This window comes from Mycobacterium arosiense ATCC BAA-1401 = DSM 45069, from assembly GCF_002086125.1.
Lineage (GTDB): Bacteria > Actinomycetota > Actinomycetes > Mycobacteriales > Mycobacteriaceae > Mycobacterium > Mycobacterium arosiense.
Genome location: NZ_MVHG01000015.1, coordinates 37,907 through 55,749, shown reverse-complemented (window position 1 = coordinate 55,749; position 17,843 = coordinate 37,907). Strand labels below are relative to the sequence as shown.

Genomic DNA, 17,843 nt, shown 5'->3' with positions numbered 1-17,843 from the left:
CCGTCGAGCAGCGGTTTAATAGCGCCCCAATTCAGCTTTGCCGGGATAGCGACGCAGGATATTTCCATTTCCCCCCGGCGGGTGATTTTGCTGCAATTCCATATCAGCCGCGACCACCCGTGAGCGTGAACCATCCGTTTGACCAATATTCACGAAATCCCTTAGCCACGAGCGGTTGACCGCGTAAACTTTCCCCGTCGGGCATCAGACAATCGTCTCCCACACAAAAGAGGGTTCTAATGTCACGTCGTACCAGCAAAATTGTCGTCGCCGTGGTCCTCGCTTTCGCAGCACCGATGGCGTCGGCTTGCACGTTTCCGGTAACCATCGATCCCGGAAGCAGCGGTTTGACCATCGTCGGACCATAGAAGCGCACGAAACCAAACGAGGATTGCGGAATCACCGATTTATTTTCGGGTCACATGAGACTTCGCGCAGCGAAGACCAACAGGTGACCGGCCGGAGCCGCGACACGGGCCGTCGACTCGGTGCGACTCCAACCGGGATCCTCTACCACGCAGGGCATTTCGGGTAACTGCGCGGCGCTTTGACGAGCGTCGGCCTACATGGCTTCTCGAGAACCAGCCCCCGGCAATGGGTTTGGGGCCGTGGCGCCGCCGCTCGGGTGTGGTCGCCGCGCGGGGCGCTCCCGTCCCTTCGGATGCTCGCCTTTCTGCGGGGTGGCGTCGTACGGTGGACATGCGCTGGGAAGATCGGCACCCAGGCCCACGCAGAAGGGACAGGCATGTCGCGCCATCGTGTCGTCATCATCGGAAGCGGCTTCGGCGGGCTGTCCGCGGCCAAGGCGCTCAAGCGCGCCGACGTCGACATCACCGTGATCTCGAAAACGACCACGCACGTCTTTCAGCCGCTGCTGTATCAGGTGGCCACCGGAATCCTCTCCGAGGGCGACATCGCGCCGACCACCCGGCTCATCCTGCGGCGCCAGCGAAACGTCCGGGTGCTGTGGGGAGACGTCTCGGCCATCGACCTCACCGCAAAGACGGTCAAATCCCACCTGATGGGCATGGACACGGTGACGCCCTACGACAGCCTGATCGTGGCCGCCGGCGCGCAGCAGTCCTACTTCGGCCACGACGAGTACGCCGCCTTCGCCCCCGGCATGAAGAGCATCGACGACGCGCTGGAGTTGCGCGGCCGCATCCTCGGCGCCTTCGAGGCCGCCGAGGTGGCCACCGATCCGGCCGAGCGCAAACGCCGCCTGACCTTCGTGGTGGTCGGGGCCGGACCCACCGGTGTCGAATTGGCGGGCGAGATCGTCCAGCTCGCCGAGCGCACCCTGGCCGGGGCGTTTCGGACCATCACCCCCAGCGAATGCCGCGTCATACTGCTGGACGCGGCGTCCGCGGTGCTGCCGCCGATGGGGCCGAAACTCGGCCTTAAGGCGCAACGTCGGCTGGAGAAGATGGGGGTCGAGGTTCAGCTGAACGCGATGGTGACCGCGGTCGACTACATGGGCATCACGATCAAGGAGCAGGACGGCGGCGAGCGCCGCATCGAGTGCGCGTGCAAGGTGTGGGCGGCCGGGGTGCAGGCCAGCGCGCTGGGCGCGATGATCGCCGAGCAGTCCGACGGAACCGAAACCGACCGCGCCGGACGGGTGGTCGTCGAACCCGACCTCACCGTCAAGGGACACCCGTACGTCTTCGTCGTCGGCGACCTGATGTCGGTGCCCGGCGTCCCCGGCATGGCGCAGGGCGCGATCCAGGGCGCCAAATACGCGGCCACCGTCATCAAGCACGCGGTCAAGGGCGACGACGACCCGGCCGAACGCAAGCCGTTCAGGTACGTCAACAAGGGCAGCATGGCGCTGATCTCGCGCTACAGCGCCGTCGCTCAGGTCGGCAAGGTGGAATTCGCCGGGTTCATCGCCTGGCTGGCGTGGCTGCTGCTGCACCTGTACTACCTGATCGGCCACCGCAACCGCATCGCCGCCATGTTCGCCTGGGGCATCTCGTTCCTCGGCCGCACCCGCGGCCAGATGGCCATCACCAGCCAGATGATCTACGCCCGGCCGGTGGTGGATTGGCTGGAGCGCCGGGCGCAGGACGGGACGCTGGCGGCGGCCGAGCGTGTCGACTCCGCCGAGAAACGGGCCGGTTAGCTCCCGATCAGCTCAGCGCCCGGTCGATGTCGGCGATCAAATCGTCGGTGCCTTCCAGCCCAACGGAGATACGCACCACGTCGTCACCCAGCCCGATCGCCGCGCGACCCTCCGGGCCCATCGCCCGGTGCGTGGTGGTCGCGGGATGCGTCACAAGGGATTTGGCGTCACCGAGGTTGTTCGAGATGTCGATCAGCCGCATTTTGTCCAGCACCTCGAAGGCACGCTGCTTGGCTGAGTTTGTTGAGCTGTCCGGCAGGTTGAGCGCGAAGGTGATCACCGTTCCCCCGCCGGACATCTGGCGCTTGGCCAAGTCGTATTGCGGGTGCGAGGACAGATACGGGTAGCGCACCCAACTCACGGCCGGGTGGCCTTCCAGGAATTCGGCGATCCGCAACGCCGACGAATTGCTGTGTTCCACCCGGACCGCCAGCGTCTCAAGGCCTTTCACCAACACCCAGGCATTGAACGCGCTCATCGCGGGACCGGTGTGCCGCATCAGCTTCTGCACCGGGCCGTCGATGTACTCCTTGTCCCCCAGAATGGCCCCGCCGAGCACCCGGCCCTGACCATCGATGTGCTTGGTGCCGGAATACACCACCACGTCGACGCCGAGCGGAAGGCCCTGCTGCAGAAGCGGTGTAGCAAAAACGTTGTCCAACACCACCTTTGCACCCGCGGCGTGGGCGAGCTCGCACACCGCGGCGATATCCACCAGTGACTGCATCGGGTTCGACGGCGTCTCGAAGAACACCGCCGTGGTGGGCACCGACAAGGCCTGCTCCCACTGCGCCAGGTCGTCACCGTCGACGAAGACGGTTTCGACTCCCCACCGCGGCAGGATCTCGTTGCACACCACGAAACAGGAACCGAACAGGCTGCGCGATGCGACCAGCCGGTCCCCCGCCCCCAGCAACGCGCCCAGCGAGGTGAACACCGCCGCCATGCCGCTGGCGGTGGCGAAGGCCGCCGGCGCCCCTTCCAACAGGCGCAGCCGCTCCTCGAACATCGTAACGGTCGGGTTGCCGTAGCGCGAATAGACGAAGCGATCCACCTCGCCGGCGAACGACCGCTCCGCCGCCACCGCCGACTCGTAGACATAGCCCGACGTCAGATACATCGCCTCGGCGGTCTCGTCGAAGCCCGAGCGCAACAGCCCGCCGCGCACGCCGATGGTCGCCTGGCTGACACCCTCGGGCAGCGCCGCGGGTGTGCGAACAGATTCGTCGTCGGCCGGGGTCATCGCCGTTTCAGCCCTGTTTCCAAGGCAATCCGATCGCCCGCCAACCGGTTTCGCCCCGGTGACCGTTGGCGTCGAGCTGGCCCTCGAAGCCGTCCAGGATGTTGTAGGCCGGTGTGATGCCCAGCTCAGTGGCCACCTCGGCGGCGCCGATGGAACGGTTTCCCGAGCGACACAGGAACAGCACCGGACGTTCCGCGTCGCCCTGCGGCGGCGCAACCTGCTCACGCAGTTGCTCGGCGAAATTCTCGTTGCGCCGTCCATCGGAGGAATTCCACTCCAGGAACAACACCTCGCGGCCGAGGCTGGACAGATCGGGCACACCGACGAATCGCCATTCGGCGTCGGTCCGCACGTCGACCAGCACGGCGTTGGGGTTGTCGCTGAGCAGCTTCCATGCATCCAGGGGCGCGATGTCGCCCGCGTAGGAGTGTGCGCGTTCTGTGCTCATGCTCGTTTTCCTCGTTTTCGTACGCGTCCTTCAGCCACACTATCCGCGCCCGGGATGGCAAGCCCCGGCCGGATTCCCCCGACCCGCAGCGATTACTGACCTGAGATGGTATCGAGGCTCTCGCCGTACCCGGCTGGCGGCGGTGCATTCGCGCCGCATCACGGCTTGGCTCAGGCGGGTGACCGCGGCGCCGCCAGCCGGCCGGCGACCTGGCCGGCGCGCTCGCGTGCGACCGCCACCTCCGGTGCGGTGGCCAGGGCCCGGTAACCGCGCGCGAGGACGCGCAGGTCGCTTTCGGGCACGCTCAGCGCGCCGCCCAGCGCGGCGGGATCATGGGAGTCGACCGGCTCGATCGCGCGGGTGGCGGCCGGCGACACCATCATGGTGTCCACCGGCAGACCCAAGACGGTGCGGGCCTGCAGTTCGAACGCGGACAGGCGCTGGCTGCGCAGCGTCACCCAGGAACTGTCGGTCGGGTGCGCGGTGACGTCGACGAAGTACACCTCGTCGCCGTTGATCATCAATTCGACCGCGAAGACGCCGCGGCCGCCCAGCGCCTTGACGATCCGCGCGGCGATCGACCGGGCGGCGTCCGTCGCCGCCGCGCTCAACTTCTGCGGTTGCCAGGATTCCAGCACCTGCCCCCGGGAGCCGCGGTGACCGATGGGCGAACAGAATGCGATGGCCGGGCCCGCCGGGCCTTCGCTGCGCACCGCCAGCAGCGTCACGTAGAACTCCACCTCAACCACGCTTTCGGCCAGCACCCGCGGCTGGCCGGGGCCGGCATGACCGCTCACCACCCGTTGCCAGGCCGGCCCGAGGTCCTCGCGGCGCGCCGCCACCGACTGTCCCAACCCCGTCTGCCCGGCCACCGGCTTGACCAACAGCGGATATCCGGCGTGCGCACCCACCGCCTCGAGTTCGCCCAGTGACCCGACGAACCAGAACGGCGCGGTGGGCAGCCCCAGCTCGTCGGCGGCCAACCGGCGCAGGCCCTCGCGGTCGGTGCTGAGCCGCACGGCGCGAGCGCTGGGCACCAGCACGGTGTGGTCGCCACCGGATCCGGTGCCGAGTTGGTCCAGGGCCTCGACCGCGAGGGTGTTGGTCGCGGTCACCACGAAGTCGGGTCGCAGCCGTTGCAGCGCCGCGGACAGCTCGGCGGCGTCGCCCAGCGGCAGCACCAGCGCCTGATCGGCCACACCGTGCGCGGGCGCGTCCGGGACCGCGTCGACGGCGATCACCCGGGCCCCGAGGCGCCCCAGGTCGATCGCCAGCTCCCGGCCGATCTCGCCGGCACCGAGCAACACCACCGTGGGCCTACCGTCGGCGGGGGCCGCGGACGGGGCTTCGGCGCGTGCCGGGACTTGCTGGGGCACGACGAGCGCCGTCGTTTCGTCGTCCCGTCCGTCGGTCACGCCGTCAGTCACGGCTCAAGGATAGGTGCGGTTCCTGCGGTGCACCGCCGCGTCAGGGCTGACCTGGGAGTAACTGCACCATCAAGCCGTTGGCCTCGGCCAGCACCGCGCCGTCGGCGTCGACCAATTCGGCGGACACGAACGCCTTGCGCCCCTCGGTGCTGGTGACCCGCCCGCGCACCACCAGCGGCGCGTCGATCGGGGTGATCTTGCGGTAGTCCACGTGCAAAAACGCCGTCCGGCTGATCGGGCGGTTCGAGGCGTGGGAGACCATCCCAAACATGTGGTCGAACAACAGCGGCAGCACGCCGCCGTGCACCGCATAGTTGCCCCCGACGTGAAACCGGGTGAAGCGGCCCTGCATCTCGCAGCCGTCGGGCTCGTATCGCGTCAACGTCCACGGCGGCAACAGCAGGCTGCCCATGCCGGGCAGGTCGGGTGTGCGCCCCGCGGGCGCCCGCCCTTCCACGGCGGCCAAAAACGGACTCAGCAGCTCGGTCAGGGCCGTGACACGTTCGGCCGCGTCGTCCCACACGTCGTCGTCGGGGTCGGCCGACACCGCGAGGTCCTGCAAGCGCCGCATGGCCGCGACGAACCGCCCGAAGCCCGGGCCCGGGCTGGCCACCCCGTATTCGGGGAAGCCGCCGTGGTGTTCGTATTCGGGGTCGAGATCTTTGGGATCCTGGGCGGCATCCGTCACGGGCGGGCTGCCAGCACGTCGCGGCGCACGATCGTCTGTTCGCGCCCGGGGCCCACGCCGATGCATGAAATGTGCGCTCCGGCAAGCTCTTCCAGCCGCAGCACGTAGTCACGCGCCTTGGCCGGCAGGTCGTCGAATTCCCGCGCGTGCGAGATGTCCTCCCACCAGCCGGGCAGCTCTTCGTAGATGGGTTCGGCGCGCGCCAGGTCGCTTTGCATCATGGGCATCTCGTGGATCCGCGCCCCGTCGATCTCATAGCCCACGCACACCGGAACCGTTTCCAGGCTGGACAGCACGTCGAGCTTGGTCAGGAAGAAGTCGGTGATGCCGTTGACCCGGGTGGCGTAGCGGGCGATGACGGCGTCGAACCAGCCGCAGCGCCGGCGTCGGCCGGTGGTGACGCCGAATTCGCCGCCCGTCTTCGACAGGTATTCGCCGTTCTCGTCGAACAGTTCGGTGGGGAACGGGCCCGAACCCACCCGCGTGGTGTAGGCCTTGAGGATGCCCAGCACGGCCGTGATCCGGGTGGGGCCGATGCCCGACCCCACGGCGGCGCCGCCGGCCGTCGGATTCGACGACGTCACATAGGGATAGGTGCCGTGGTCGACGTCGAGCAGGGTGCCCTGCGAGCCTTCCAGCAGGACGGCTTCGCCCGACTCCAGTGCGGTGTTGAGCAGCAGCCGGGTGTCGGCGATGCGGTGCTGAAAACCCTCGGCCTGCTCCAGCAGGGCCTCGACCACCTGATGCGGGTCGAGCGCCTTGCGGTTGTAGATCTTGACCAGGATCTGGTTTTTCAGCTCCAGCGCGGCTTCGACCTTGTGCGTCAGCACCTCGCGGTCGAGCACGTCGGCGACGCGGATGCCGATGCGGGCGATCTTGTCCTGATAGCAGGGACCGATGCCGCGGCCGGTGGTGCCGATCTTCTTGTTGCCCATGTAGCGCTCGGTGACCTTGTCGATGGCCACGTGATAGGGCAGCAGCAGGTGCGCGTCGGCGGAGATCAGCAGTTTGGAGGTGTCGACGCCGCGGTCTTCGAGGCCCTTGAGCTCGTCCAGCAGGACGCCGGGGTCGACCACCACACCGTTGCCGATGACGTTGGTGACGCCGGGCGTCAGCACCCCCGACGGGATCAGGTGCAGCGCGAAATTCTCGCCGGTGGGCAAGACGACGGTGTGCCCGGCGTTGTTGCCGCCCTGGTAGCGCACCACCCACTGCACTCGCCCACCGAGCAAATCGGTGGCCTTCCCTTTGCCCTCGTCGCCCCACTGGGCGCCGATGAGGACGATTGCCGGCATGACACGCTCCCACCTGATCTCGCCTGCGTATTGTGGTCCAGCCGGTGACCCACCCTAGCCTGGCGACCGCGCGGGTCGCCGGTGGCCGGCTGTGGAGCCGGGCAAATCAGCTTAAGCCAGGAGACGCCGCGACCGGAGCACTTGCCGACGCGGGCGGTTTGGTCGCGCACACGCCGGTCCTGGTCGACGCATCCAACATCAGGCACAGGCCGTTGGCGCCACGACCGTTCCTCGCCGCCGACCAACCCGGGTGCACCGGTTTGCCGTTCCAGCTGACCAGCGTCCATCCGTCGTGGGGGCTGCCCTGAATTACGACGATGCCCGTGTTGGGCAGCGGATCGAAAAGCAGGAGCAACGGATCGGGGTTCTTGACGCTCATCATCGTGCCGACGCCGATGGCGAATTCGCTGGAGAACGCGACCTCGGTGATCCTGCCGTTGGCGGCGGGGACCGGGTTGGCGACCGCACCCGCGTACATCGTCTGGAGCACGCCATTGAAGCCACCCGCGTTGGCCGCGGCATTCCCGTACACGGTTTGGAGCGCGCCGTTGAAACGCCTGCGGAACTCGAAACCGTTGGAGTCGGTGGATCCGGGCGCCAGCATCGGCACGATCCGCAACCCGAGCAGCCACGCGACCGGGGCCAGCAGGTAGGCGAGCCCGGCGAGGCTGACCTGCGGCTGGCCGTTGAAGGCGCCGGCGTCGATCTCGTTGAGCCCCGACAACGCCTGCACATTCATGCCCAGCGCGGAAGCCAGCGGCGCCGCGGTCTGCTGCGTCCTGATCAACTGCGACGCGAAGATGGCGGCGACCGGGCCGTTGGCCGCGAGGACGCCGGCGACGGTCTGAGCCTGTTGCTGACCGAGCGCGGTGAGTGACGTTCCGGGCGGCGCCGTGTCGATCAGGGCCGCCGCATTGGCTGTCGACTGGCCGTGCCGCACCAAGTCGATCACGATCGATTCGTCGGCCGAGGCTGTCCCAGATCCACTGCACAGCAGCACAATCGAAAGCCACCCAGCGCCGATGCGGCAGAGCTGCCTGGTCAGCACCGGAAGCGGGTAGGGCCGGCAGCCGCCGCGACCGATCCAATTCGCGCGGTTGACAAGACGACGGTAAATCGGCGAATGGTAGTTCTCCGTTCCGTTAACCACTCGTGGCGGGATTCCGCGCAACGTCGGCCCTGTGGCAGGAGTAAAGTATCCGGTTGTTTACCGGCAGCGTTGCAACAACTTTCGTAGTCGACACCATGTTGTGACCGTGTCGTTATGGCGAGCTGTTTCGGCGTCGCGGAGCGTATCTGGCCGGAGATGTTGGCAGACAACGACATTGGACACTGCTTGATTGGACGGACTGTGACACAAGGAGATCGAGCCGTCGCGGTCCTTGTGTTCAACCAGCGGCCCAACTACCGACCGTTGCAGGGCATGCGCGCCCACCGCGTCGTCAGCGAAGCCGACATCGACGCCGCCATCGGCCCGTATCGGCGGTTGGTCGTGCTGGGCGACGACGCCGAGCTGGCCGCGGTGCTGACCCGGCTGCTGCGGGCCGAGCGACTCGACATCGAGGTGGCCTACGTGCCGCGCCGGCGCACCCGGGCAACCCGGATCTATCGCCTGCCGGCCGGGAGCCGGGCGGCGCGGCGGGCCGGGCGTGGTTCGGCGCGGCGGGTGCCGCTGATCCGCGACGAGACCGGAGCGGTGATCGTCGGCCGGGCCGCCTGGGTGCCGCCGGATGACGCACGGTCCATCCATGGCGAGGCGGTGGTCGACGACACGACGCTGTTCGACGGCGACGTCGCCGGGGTGCGGATCGAGCCGACGCCGGCGATGCCGGGGCTGCGGGCGACGGTCGACGGCCGCGGGCTCCGCCGGCTGTGGCGCAGCTGGGTCACCGGCCGCGCGGCCCAGCTGGGCAGCACGGGCGTCGCCGTGCTGCGCGACGGTGTCCCCGCGCCCCGCACCGCGCGGCGGTCGGCCTTCTACCGCCACATCGAAGGCTGGCTACTGGTCCGCTAGTTTCGATCGGTGAGCTTCCCTGCCTCCCAGCACGAATCGCTACGGCCCAGCCCGATCTTTTTGGGCCTGCTCGGCTTGACCGCCGGCGGCGGCGCGCTGGCCTGGTCGGCCGGCGCCAGCCCGCGGCCACTGGCCTACGCCGGGGTCTTCATCTTTGTGATCGCCGGCTGGCTGGTGTCGCTGTGCCTGCACGAATTCGGGCACGCGGTGACGGCGTGGCGGTTCGGCGACCACGACGCCGCCGTGCGCGGGTATCTGACGCTGGATCCGCGCCGCTACAGTCATCCGGCGCTGTCGCTGGTGCTGCCGATGGTGATCATCGTGCTGGGCGGGATCGGCCTGCCCGGCGCGGCGGTCTACGTGCGGACCTGGTTCATGACGCCCGCCCGGCGCACGCTGGTCAGCCTCGCGGGCCCGGCGGCCAACCTCGCCCTGGCGGTGCTGCTGCTGATCGTGACGCGATTGTTCTTCGACCCGCCGCACGTGGTGTTGTGGTCCGGGGTGGCCTTCCTTGCGTTTCTTCAGCTCACCGCCGTGCTGCTCAACCTGCTGCCCATCCCGGGCCTGGACGGATACGACGCTCTGGAACCGCACCTGAGCCGCGAGACCCAGCGCGCGCTGGCGCCGGCCAGGCAGTGGGGTTTCGTCATCCTGCTGTTCTTGCTGCTGGCCCCGGTGCTCAACCAGTGGTTCTTCGGGCTCGTGCTGTCACTGTTCGACCTGTCCGGTGTGCCGGGCGTGCTGGTGGGCTGGGGCAACGCGCTGGCCCGGTTCTGGGGCCGCTGGTTCTGACCCTTGCCATATATGCGTTAATGTGCATATATTTCCGGCCATGGGCGCAGGCCACAACCACACCCCCGCCGACACGGACGACGCTGCGCTGATTCCGCGCATGATCATGGCCGCAGCGATGCTGACGGCGTTCTTCGTGGTGGAGCTGGCCACCTCGTTGCTGATCAACTCGATCGCGCTGCTGGCCGACGCCGGCCACATGCTGACCGACGTCGTCGCCGTGTTCATGGGGCTGGCCGCCGTCACGCTGGCCCGCCGCGGCAGCTCGTCGCCCGCCCGCACCTACGGCTGGCATCGCGCCGAGGTGTTCACCGCCGTCGCCAACGCGGCGCTGCTGGTCGGCATCGCGCTGTTCATCCTCTACGAGGCCATCCGGCGGCTCAGCGAGGCTCCCGCCGTCCCCGGCGTGCCGATGATCGTGGTCGCGCTGGCCGGGCTGGCCGCCAACTTCGTCGTCGCGCTGTTGTTGCGTTCGCACTCGTCGGGCAGCCTGGCCGTCAGGGGCGCCTACATGGAGGTCGTCGCCGACACCGTGGGCAGCCTGGGCGTGCTGATCGCCGGCGTGGTGACGGTAACGACGCACTGGCCGTACGCCGACGTGGTGGTGGCCGTCCTGGTCGCGTTGTGGGTGCTGCCCCGGGCCGTCTCGCTGGCCCGCGACGCGCTGCGGATCCTCTCCGAATCGTCGCCGAGGAACATCGACGTCGAGGAACTGCGCGCCGCGCTCGTGGCCGTCGACGGCGTGATCGACGTGCACGACCTGCACGTGTGGACGCTGTCCCCCGGCAAGGACATGTGCACCGCACATTTGATCAGCGCGGGCGACTCCACCCGGGTGCTGCACGACGCGCGCGCGGTGCTGTCGGCACGCGGGCTCGAGCACGCCACCGTGCAGATCGACTGCCCCGACGACAGCGATTGTTCGGACAGCTTTTAGGGCGTCTTTAGGGCGTCAGAGCCCCAGCGCCGCGCGCGCCTGCGGGTCGCAATCGTCGAGCAGTTCTAGGCAGCGCGAGTACTCGTCGGCTTCGCCGATGGTGTCGGCGGCGCGCGCCAGCGCCGCCACACACCGCAGGAAGCCGCGGTTGGGTTCGTGCGAATAGGGCACCGGGCCGAAGCCCTTCCAGCCGTTTCTGCGCAGTTGGTCCAGGCCGCGGTGGTACCCGGTGCGGGCGTAGGCGTAGGCGGTGATGGCCTCGTCGTCGGCCAGCGCCTGCTCGGCCAGGGCCGCCCAGGCCACCGATGCGGTCGGATGCGCGGCGGCGACGATGCCCGGCTTTTCACCGGCAAGCAGCTCCGCTTCGGCATCGGTATCTCCGGGCAGCAGAATGGGGTCGGGCCCTAGAAGATCTCCCATCGGCGTCATGGCTCTATTCTGCAGATCGCTCGCTTTGCCCCCGTGACGCACCTCTGCCATCGCCGCGAGCCGGGTACTCGGTCGCTAAGCTCTGCAACTACCCCACGAAGCGGGAGGACAGTAGTACTCATGCCCAACCCATCCGAACCCGACCGCGGCGGCGCGGCGAAACGGCCTGGGTTCGACCCACGCGAATCTCGCACCGAATCGAGCGACGAATGGGGGGCCGAGTCCGGCTCCGAAACCGGAGAAGACGCCACCGAGAGCGTCCCCATGGTCCCCAACGACTCCGAGACCGAGACCGTGGTGATCAACAGGCCCGACCCGCAGAGCGGCCCCCAAGAGATGCCGAGTGGACCGCAGCGCAAACGTCGCTTCACCGCGCCCGGTTTCGACGCCAAAGAGACCACGATCATCAACACCACCGCCGAACCCGCCACCGAGGCGTTCGCGACGCCGCCCGGGTCCGACGCCACCGCGCAGTTCGGCGCTCCACCCAAAGCGGCAGTCCCGCAATCGATTCCACCCCGGTTCGGCAGTAAGCTGCGCACCTCCCGGCAGTTCAACTGGGGCTGGATACTGGCGCTGGTGGTGATCGTGCTGGCGCTGGTGGCGATCGCGATCCTGGGCACGGTGCTGCTCACCCGCGGCAAGCACGCCGGCGTCTCGCAGGAAGACCAGGTTCGCCACACCATTGCCGACTTCGACACCGCCATCCAGCGCGGTGACCTGACCACGCTGCGCACCATCACCTGCGGCACCACCCGCGACGGCTACGCCGACTACGACGAGCACGCGTGGGACGAGACCTACCGGCGGGTGTCGGCGGCCAAGCAGTATCCGGTGATCGCCAGCATCGACCAGGTCGTGGTCAACGGCCAGCACGCCGAGGCGAACGTCACCACGTTCATGGCGTATGACCCGCAGCTGCGCTCCACCCGCAGCCTGGATCTGCAGTACCGCGACGACCAGTGGAAGATCTGCCAGTCCGCCAGCGGCTAGCTCCGGCTCGGCGTGGTGTAGAGCTTGTCGTTGATCTCGCCCACGACGCCGTCCTCTTCGCCGCCCACCACGCCGATCTCGATCTCGAGGATGATCTTTGCGGCCGCGGCCTCCTTGAGCAGTTCCCGCGCGATCACCAGGTTCTCGTCGATCGGCACGGCCGAGCCGTCCCACATGTGGGACCCGAACAGCGGGTCTCGGCCCGCCGCGACCCGTTCGGCCGAGATGGCCAGCAGCGGGCGGACATAGGTGTCCAGCTTGTCCTTGGGGCAGTGGTCGGTGTGCAGCGCAACGTTGATCGGGTATCTGTCGGCAATGCGACGGGTGAACTCGGCCAGCGCCACCGCACCGGCGACCATGTCCTTGACACCCAGCCCCGACGCGAATTCCGCACCGCCGGTAGAGAATTGGATGATCCCGTCGCTGCCGGCGTCGGCGAAGCCCTTAAGGGCCGCGTTCACCGTCTCCGATGACGTGCAGTTGATCGCCGGGAAGGCATACGCATGGTCCTTGGCGCGTCCCAGCATCTCGGCGTAGACCTCGGGCGTGGCGATGGGCATGGCGACTCCTCTGCTGCGGCCGGGTGCCCTCAGTATCGTCCAGGATGGTCAAGGGCTCACCCCGAAGCCGGTATGTTGAGTGATCATGAGCACCGCCGTGACGGCCCTGCCCGACATCTTCGACCCCATGTATTGGTTGGGCGCCAACGGCGTCTTCGGGTCGGCGGTGCTGCCCGGCATCCTGATCATCGTCTTCGTCGAGACCGGGCTGCTGTTTCCGCTGCTGCCGGGCGAGTCGCTGCTGTTCACCGGCGGCCTGCTGGCCGCGCACCCCAGTCCGCCGGCCAGCATCTGGGTGCTGGCTCCCGCCGTGGCCACCGTGGCGATCCTGGGCGACCAGACCGGGTATTTCATCGGCCGGCGCATCGGCCCGGCGCTGTTCAAAAAGGAAGACTCGCGGTTTTTCAAGAAGCACCACGTGACCGAGTCGCACGCGTTCTTCGAGAAGTACGGGCCCTGGGCGATCATCCTGGCCCGGTTCGCGCCGTTCATCCGGACCTTCACACCGGTGGTCGCCGGGGTGTCCTATATGCGCTACCCGGTGTTTTTGGGTTTCGACATCGTCGGCGGCATCCTCTGGGGCGGTGGCGTGACGCTGGCCGGCTACTTCTTGGGCAACGTGCCGTTCGTGCACCACAACCTGCAGAAGATTCTGCTGGCCATCCTGGTCGTCTCGCTGACGCCGGCGTTCATCGCCGCGGCGCGCGGCTATCGGCGACGGCGGCAGGCGCCGAGCACCGAGGACCGGGAACCCGAACGGCTACCGGCGGCCGAGTAGCCGGCCACCGCCGGCACGGGGTCAGAGGGCGACTTTGAAGTCGCAGCCCGTCTTGGCGCGGACGTCGTCGACCGTCACGCCGGGCTGCAATTCGGTGAGCACCAGCCCCTGTCCCGGTTCGACGTCGAAGACGCACAGGTTGGTGATGATCATGTCGACCACGTTCTTGCCGGTGAGCGGCAGCGTGCACTGGCTGAGGATCTTGGGGGTGCCGTCCTTGGCGGTGTGATCCATCAGCACGATCACGCGCTTGACACCCGACACCAAATCCATTGCGCCGCCCGGGCCTTTGACCATCTTGCCCGGCACCATCCAGTTGGCCAGGTCGCCGTTTTCGGCGACCTCGAGCGCGCCCAGGATGGAAAGGTCGATGTGGCCGCCGCGGATCATCGCGAACGAATCGGCGCTGGAGAAAAAGCTCGAGCCGGGCAGGCTGGTGATGGTCTGTTTGCCCGCGTTGATCAGGTCGGGGTCGACGGTGTCCTCGCTTGGGTAGGCCCCGATGCCGAGCAGGCCGTTCTCCGATTGCAGGGTCACCTTTATCCCGTCGGGAATGAAGTTGGCCACCAACGTCGGAATGCCGATGCCCAGGTTCACGTAGAAGCCGTCGCGCAGTTCCTGGGCGGCGCGCTGGGCCATCCGCTCGCGAAGGGGGCTGTCGCTCTTGCGTGCGGCGCCGCCGCTGGTGGTGCGGAACTCGATGCGCTTCTCGTAGCCGGCGCCCTCGATGATGCGGTCCACGTAGATGCCGGGGGTGTGGACCTGGTCTGGATCCAGCTCGCCGATCTCGACCAGCTCTTCGACCTCGGCCACCGTGATCGCGCCGCAGGTGGCGATCATCGGGTTGAAGTTGCGCGCCGTCTTGCGGTAGACGAGATTGCCGGCGGTGTCGCCCTTCCACGCCTTGACAATCGCGACGTCGGCCCGAATGCCTTCTTCCAGAACGTATTCGGTGCCGTCGAAGACCCTGGTGTCCTTGCCTTCGGCGAGGTTGGTGCCGAACGCCGTGCGGGTGTAGAAGCCGGGGATGCCCGCCCCGCCCGCGCGCAGCTTTTCCGCCAGCGTGCCCTGCGGCGTCAGCACCAGGTCCAGCTCACCGGCCAGCACCTGGCGCTCGAATTCCTTGTTCTCGCCCACATAGGAGGCGATCACCTTCTTCACCTGACGCCCCTTGAGCAGCAGTCCCATGCCGAAACCGTCTACGCCGGCGTTGTTTCCGACGATGGTGAGGTCCTTGATGCCGCTGTCGACCAGAGCCTGGATCAGCTTCTCCGGAATGCCGCACAGCCCGAAGCCGCCCGCGGCGATGGTGATGCCGTCCTTCAGCAGGCCATGCAGAGCCGACTCTGCGTCCTGGTAGACCTTGTTGCTCACAGAGTGCTCCTGTTCTACGACTCGGCGGAGACGTTACAGGCGGCCTCCATGAGCATCCACCCCGACAGCTGCACCGACAGGTCTCGTTCGGCGACCTCGGAAGCCATCACCGCGCCCTCGACGAATTCCGCCTGCTTGCCGCTCGCCGTGGGCAGCTGGGCGTCGCGGTCCCAGAACGGGCCGAACACCGGCAGTCCGTCCACCGTCTGCCTGTTGTCCCAGGCCGACTTCGCGCTGGCCAGCACGATCCGCCGGGCGGTGTCGCGGGCCAGCACGTCATCGGCCGACTCGCCCGGCAGCGCGGTGGCCACCAACGCCAGGTAGCGGGCGGTCACCCCGGCGAACAGGCCGCCGTCCCCGCCGCCGGCCCCGGCCAGCACGCCCGCCGGCGCCATGTGTTCGTCCACCGCCGCCACCAGCCGGTGCACCCGGGCGGCGTGGCGCTGCCTGACCTCGACGGCGGTGCGGGCGGCCAGCTCGGTTTCCAGTCCGAGCACCACGCCCTGGCAGTAGGTGTACTGCGCGCGCACCAGCGAACCGGCTTTGATGCCGTCGAACACCAGGTGCGTCTCCGGGTCGATCAACGTCTGGTCGATCCAATCCGCCATCTGCTCAGCGCGTTTCAGGTGGTCCCCGTAGCGCGCGAGGAAGATCCCCGCCGGGCCGTTGGCCGGGGCGTTGAAGAACTGGTCGGACTTGCGCCACGGGATCCCGCCGCCGTCCTCGGGCACCCAGGCCTTGACGAATTGGTCGGCGAGCTTGGGCAGGGATCGCCGGCGCCGTACGCCCGCGATCCGGTCGGCACGTTCGAGCGCCAGCGCCAGCCAGGCCATGTCGTCGTAGTAGTTGTTGATCCACGAGAAGTTGTTACGCAGCCGGTGCGAGCGGACCTGCCGGTTGATCTCGGTATGCCGGTGCGGCTGCGGGTCTCGCGCCTCGGCGTCGACCAGGCAGTCCAGCAGATGGGCCTGCCACCAGTAGTGCCAGGTGCCGAACCAGCGGTCGCGCCGCGTCGCCGGCCAGGCCACCACCCCGAGCTGTGTGGCGGGCAGCCCCCAGAGGCGTTTCAGGTGCCGTTGCGTGACAGCGGCTTCGCTACTGGCCGCGCGGTTGACCCAGAGCTGATCCATACCTGTCGATCCTGCCGCACGCGCTTGACCGTGCCTGCACGGCGTCGAGGACTCACCAGGCCTGGGACAGATCGGCGTGCTGCTCGATCCAGGCGTGCATGGCGATGCCGGCGGCGACGCCGGCGTTGATGCTGCGCGTCGAGCCGAACTGCGCGATGGAAACCGTCAGCGTTGCCCCCGTGCGAGTGTCGTCGGTGATGCCGGCCCCCTCCTGGCCAAACACCAGCAGGCACTCGCGCGGCAGCGCGGCCTCCTCCAGGCGCGCCGCGCCCGGCACGTTGTCGACGGCCACCACCGTCAGGCCGGCGTCGGCCGCGAAGTCGAGCAGCTCGGCGGTGCTGTCGTGATGGCACAGCCGCTGATAGCGGTCGGTCACCATGGCGCCCCGCCGATTCCACCGCCGCCGCCCCACGATGTGCACGGTATGCACCGCGAAGGCGTTGGCGGTGCGCACCACCGAACCGATGTTGGCGTCGTGGCCGAAGTTCTCGATCGCGACGTGCAGGGGATGCCGGCGCCGATCGATGTCGGCGATGATCGCTTCCCGGGCCCAGTACCGGTAGGCGTCGACGACGTTGCGAGTGTCGCCCTCGCGCAACAGGATTGGGTCATACCGCGGGTCATCGGGGATCTCGCCGCGCCACGGGCCGACGCCGGCGGGCGGGGTCGCCGCCCACTCGGTGGGCCCCGGTCCGCTCATCGCAGCGTCCACACCCCGGCGTGCGTGCCGTCGATGGCCAGCGTGGCGTACAGCAGCGCGTCGTTGATCTCGCCCTGGGTGCACAGCGACGCGTTGACGTGCACCGCGTCCAACGAGGCGTCGGGCAGGATCAGCACCGACGACCCATAGGTCGAGCAGGCCGGGTTCAGCCCCGGGGCGGGCAGGGTCGGAGAGGCCAGCAGCATCATCGGGCCGCCGCGCGCGGCGGACTCGTCGCGGTAGCGGGCCGCGACGGCGGTGGCTTCCAACCCCAGCAGCATGTAGCCGCTGCCGGTGAACGCTCCCGGATCGCCCAGCTGCATCTTGGTCACCGGCGTGCCGTCGGCGCGCCATGCCGACAGACTGGCGGTCTTGACGGCGAGCCCGCCGCTGTCGTTGGGATTCGTGGGCAGCAACCCCACGGGGAAGGCGACCGGGTAGGCCGACGAGCTGTTCGGGATCCGGTCGCGCGGCGAGTAGCCGTAGACCCCGCGCACCTGGCTTCGATCCTGCAGCGGCCCAAGGCAAATCGTGCCGGTGAGCCGGTCGCGGGGCGCCGAGAGCGGGGCGGGCGCGTCACGCACACCGGTCTTCGCGCTGTCACAGCTGCCCAGGCCGGCGGTCTCCATGGGGTGGGCCAGCGCGCCGTAGAGCCCGAAGCGGATGTCCTCGGGTTTGGCGTGCGGAGCTTGCGCGTCCTTGGCGGACGCGACACTGGCGTCGACGTCGACCAGCACGTAGTCGCCGTCCCAGCGCAGATTTGACACCGACATGTTCCAGCCCAGCAGGGCCAGCGACTCGCCGAGTCGCGCGCCCTGGGCGCCGTACGGACGCACGGGCCGGCTGGACGACGAGCAGCCGGCCAGGCAGGCCACCACGCACGCGAGGATCGCAAGGGCGGTACGCATGA

18 protein-coding genes and 1 pseudogene are annotated in these 17,843 nt (G+C 68.4%); 6 read left to right on the top strand and 13 right to left on the bottom strand.

Translation table 11 applies throughout. The features are described 5' to 3' along the window. Nucleotides 1-103: 103 nt before the first annotated feature. Nucleotides 104-403 (bottom strand): hypothetical protein, encoded by a 300-nt coding sequence (locus BST14_RS30315; protein ID WP_169926065.1) that lies wholly within the window; start codon nucleotides 401-403, stop codon nucleotides 104-106. 342 nt (nucleotides 404-745) lie between these two features. On the opposite strand from BST14_RS30315, the gene BST14_RS09305 reads away from it, so the two are divergent. Then, a complete protein-coding gene (locus tag BST14_RS09305; RefSeq protein ID WP_083064219.1) occupies nucleotides 746-2,125 on the top strand; it encodes an NAD(P)/FAD-dependent oxidoreductase in 1,380 nt (459 codons plus the stop codon). Between the two features lie 7 nt (nucleotides 2,126-2,132). Here the strand turns inward: BST14_RS09305 and BST14_RS09300 are convergent, their stop codons facing one another. The 6 genes from BST14_RS09300 to BST14_RS09275 form a co-directional block, all read right to left on the bottom strand. Further along, nucleotides 2,133-3,368, bottom strand: coding sequence for an O-succinylhomoserine sulfhydrylase (locus tag BST14_RS09300; protein WP_083064218.1), 1,236 nt, complete (start codon nucleotides 3,366-3,368; stop codon nucleotides 2,133-2,135). Between the two features lie 7 nt (nucleotides 3,369-3,375). Next, nucleotides 3,376-3,816, bottom strand: a complete 441-nt coding sequence (locus BST14_RS09295) for a rhodanese-like domain-containing protein (protein WP_083064217.1) — start codon at nucleotides 3,814-3,816, stop codon at nucleotides 3,376-3,378. Nucleotides 3,817-3,986: 170 nt separating this feature from the next. Next, nucleotides 3,987-5,243 (bottom strand): formate-dependent phosphoribosylglycinamide formyltransferase, encoded by a 1,257-nt coding sequence (gene purT / locus BST14_RS09290; RefSeq protein WP_083064216.1) that lies wholly within the window; start codon nucleotides 5,241-5,243, stop codon nucleotides 3,987-3,989. A 40-nt stretch (nucleotides 5,244-5,283) separates the two neighbouring features. Further along, nucleotides 5,284-5,931, bottom strand: coding sequence for a PaaI family thioesterase (locus BST14_RS09285; RefSeq protein WP_083064215.1), 648 nt, complete (start codon nucleotides 5,929-5,931; stop codon nucleotides 5,284-5,286). Continuing rightward, nucleotides 5,928-7,226, bottom strand: a complete 1,299-nt coding sequence (locus BST14_RS09280; RefSeq protein WP_083064214.1) for an adenylosuccinate synthase — start codon at nucleotides 7,224-7,226, stop codon at nucleotides 5,928-5,930. Before BST14_RS09280 ends, BST14_RS09285 begins: the two co-directional genes overlap by 4 nt. Nucleotides 7,227-7,332: 106 nt before the next feature. Further along, nucleotides 7,333-8,274: a histidine phosphatase family protein gene (locus BST14_RS09275; RefSeq protein ID WP_083064213.1), complete on the bottom strand. Its 942-nt coding sequence runs from the start codon at nucleotides 8,272-8,274 to the stop codon at nucleotides 7,333-7,335. Between the two features lie 375 nt (nucleotides 8,275-8,649). Here BST14_RS09275 and BST14_RS09270 point away from each other — a divergent pair, with 375 nt between their 5' ends. From BST14_RS09270 to BST14_RS09260, 3 genes are read left to right on the top strand one after another with little or no spacing between them, the layout of a single operon-like run. Beyond that, nucleotides 8,650-9,240: a peptidase M50 gene (locus tag BST14_RS09270; RefSeq protein WP_245845349.1), complete on the top strand. Its 591-nt coding sequence runs from the start codon at nucleotides 8,650-8,652 to the stop codon at nucleotides 9,238-9,240. A 9-nt stretch (nucleotides 9,241-9,249) separates the two neighbouring features. Then, complete coding sequence (locus BST14_RS09265) at nucleotides 9,250-10,032, top strand: site-2 protease family protein (RefSeq protein WP_083064212.1); 783 nt, start codon at nucleotides 9,250-9,252, stop codon at nucleotides 10,030-10,032. A 40-nt stretch (nucleotides 10,033-10,072) separates the two neighbouring features. Continuing rightward, entirely contained in the window at nucleotides 10,073-10,969 is an 897-nt protein-coding gene (locus BST14_RS09260; protein ID WP_083064211.1) for a cation diffusion facilitator family transporter, read from the top strand. 15 nt (nucleotides 10,970-10,984) lie between these two features. On the opposite strand, the gene BST14_RS09255 is transcribed toward BST14_RS09260, so the two are convergent. After that, nucleotides 10,985-11,398, bottom strand: coding sequence for a DUF3151 domain-containing protein (locus BST14_RS09255; RefSeq protein ID WP_083064210.1), 414 nt, complete (start codon nucleotides 11,396-11,398; stop codon nucleotides 10,985-10,987). A gap of 120 nt (nucleotides 11,399-11,518) precedes the next feature. Between BST14_RS09255 and BST14_RS09250 the strand changes: the two genes are divergently transcribed. Beyond that, nucleotides 11,519-12,391, top strand: coding sequence for an Rv0361 family membrane protein (locus tag BST14_RS09250; RefSeq protein ID WP_083064209.1), 873 nt, complete (start codon nucleotides 11,519-11,521; stop codon nucleotides 12,389-12,391). Nucleotides 12,392-12,399: 8 nt separating this feature from the next. On the opposite strand, the pseudogene BST14_RS09245 reads toward BST14_RS09250, so the two are convergent. Beyond that, a pseudogene (locus tag BST14_RS09245) lies at nucleotides 12,400-12,951 on the bottom strand (class II fructose-bisphosphate aldolase); the annotation flags it as partial. 85 nt (nucleotides 12,952-13,036) lie between these two features. On the opposite strand from BST14_RS09245, the gene BST14_RS09240 reads away from it, so the two are divergent. Continuing rightward, entirely contained in the window at nucleotides 13,037-13,729 is a 693-nt protein-coding gene (locus tag BST14_RS09240) for a DedA family protein (protein WP_083064208.1), read from the top strand. A 21-nt stretch (nucleotides 13,730-13,750) separates the two neighbouring features. Here the strand turns inward: BST14_RS09240 and BST14_RS31390 are convergent, their stop codons facing one another. The 4 genes from BST14_RS31390 to BST14_RS09220 are packed head-to-tail and all read right to left on the bottom strand — an operon-like array spanning nucleotide 13,751 to nucleotide 17,841. Further along, nucleotides 13,751-15,103: a 3-oxoacid CoA-transferase gene (locus tag BST14_RS31390; RefSeq protein ID WP_083064207.1), complete on the bottom strand. Its 1,353-nt coding sequence runs from the start codon at nucleotides 15,101-15,103 to the stop codon at nucleotides 13,751-13,753. Nucleotides 15,104-15,117: 14 nt separating this feature from the next. Beyond that, nucleotides 15,118-16,233, bottom strand: coding sequence for a glycoside hydrolase family 76 protein (locus BST14_RS09230; protein ID WP_083064206.1), 1,116 nt, complete (start codon nucleotides 16,231-16,233; stop codon nucleotides 15,118-15,120). Between the two features lie 52 nt (nucleotides 16,234-16,285). Further along, entirely contained in the window at nucleotides 16,286-16,933 is a 648-nt protein-coding gene (locus BST14_RS09225) for a TrmH family RNA methyltransferase (protein WP_083064205.1), read from the bottom strand. Continuing rightward, entirely contained in the window at nucleotides 16,930-17,841 is a 912-nt protein-coding gene (locus BST14_RS09220) for a hypothetical protein (RefSeq protein WP_083064204.1), read from the bottom strand. Before BST14_RS09220 ends, BST14_RS09225 begins: the two co-directional genes overlap by 4 nt. Nucleotides 17,842-17,843 lie beyond the last annotated feature (2 nt).

Excerpts from the sequence above, each read along its gene's own strand:
- BST14_RS09270 (WP_245845349.1), top strand. The coding sequence starts at position 8,650 with ATGCGCGCCCACCGCGTCGTCAGCGAAGCCGACATCGACGCCGCCATC.
- BST14_RS09305 (WP_083064219.1), top strand. The coding sequence starts at position 746 with ATGTCGCGCCATCGTGTCGTCATCATCGGAAGCGGCTTCGGCGGGCTG.
- BST14_RS09220 (WP_083064204.1), bottom strand. The coding sequence starts at position 17,841 with ATGCGTACCGCCCTTGCGATCCTCGCGTGCGTGGTGGCCTGCCTGGCC.
- BST14_RS09250 (WP_083064209.1), top strand. The coding sequence starts at position 11,519 with ATGCCCAACCCATCCGAACCCGACCGCGGCGGCGCGGCGAAACGGCCT.
- BST14_RS09300 (WP_083064218.1), bottom strand. The coding sequence starts at position 3,368 with ATGACCCCGGCCGACGACGAATCTGTTCGCACACCCGCGGCGCTGCCC.
- BST14_RS09225 (WP_083064205.1), bottom strand. The coding sequence starts at position 16,933 with ATGAGCGGACCGGGGCCCACCGAGTGGGCGGCGACCCCGCCCGCCGGC.
- BST14_RS09230 (WP_083064206.1), bottom strand. The coding sequence starts at position 16,233 with ATGGATCAGCTCTGGGTCAACCGCGCGGCCAGTAGCGAAGCCGCTGTC.
- BST14_RS09280 (WP_083064214.1), bottom strand. The coding sequence starts at position 7,226 with ATGCCGGCAATCGTCCTCATCGGCGCCCAGTGGGGCGACGAGGGCAAA.
- BST14_RS09295 (WP_083064217.1), bottom strand. The coding sequence starts at position 3,816 with ATGAGCACAGAACGCGCACACTCCTACGCGGGCGACATCGCGCCCCTG.
- BST14_RS09255 (WP_083064210.1), bottom strand. The coding sequence starts at position 11,398 with ATGACGCCGATGGGAGATCTTCTAGGGCCCGACCCCATTCTGCTGCCC.
- BST14_RS09240 (WP_083064208.1), top strand. The coding sequence starts at position 13,037 with ATGAGCACCGCCGTGACGGCCCTGCCCGACATCTTCGACCCCATGTAT.
- BST14_RS09260 (WP_083064211.1), top strand. The coding sequence starts at position 10,073 with ATGGGCGCAGGCCACAACCACACCCCCGCCGACACGGACGACGCTGCG.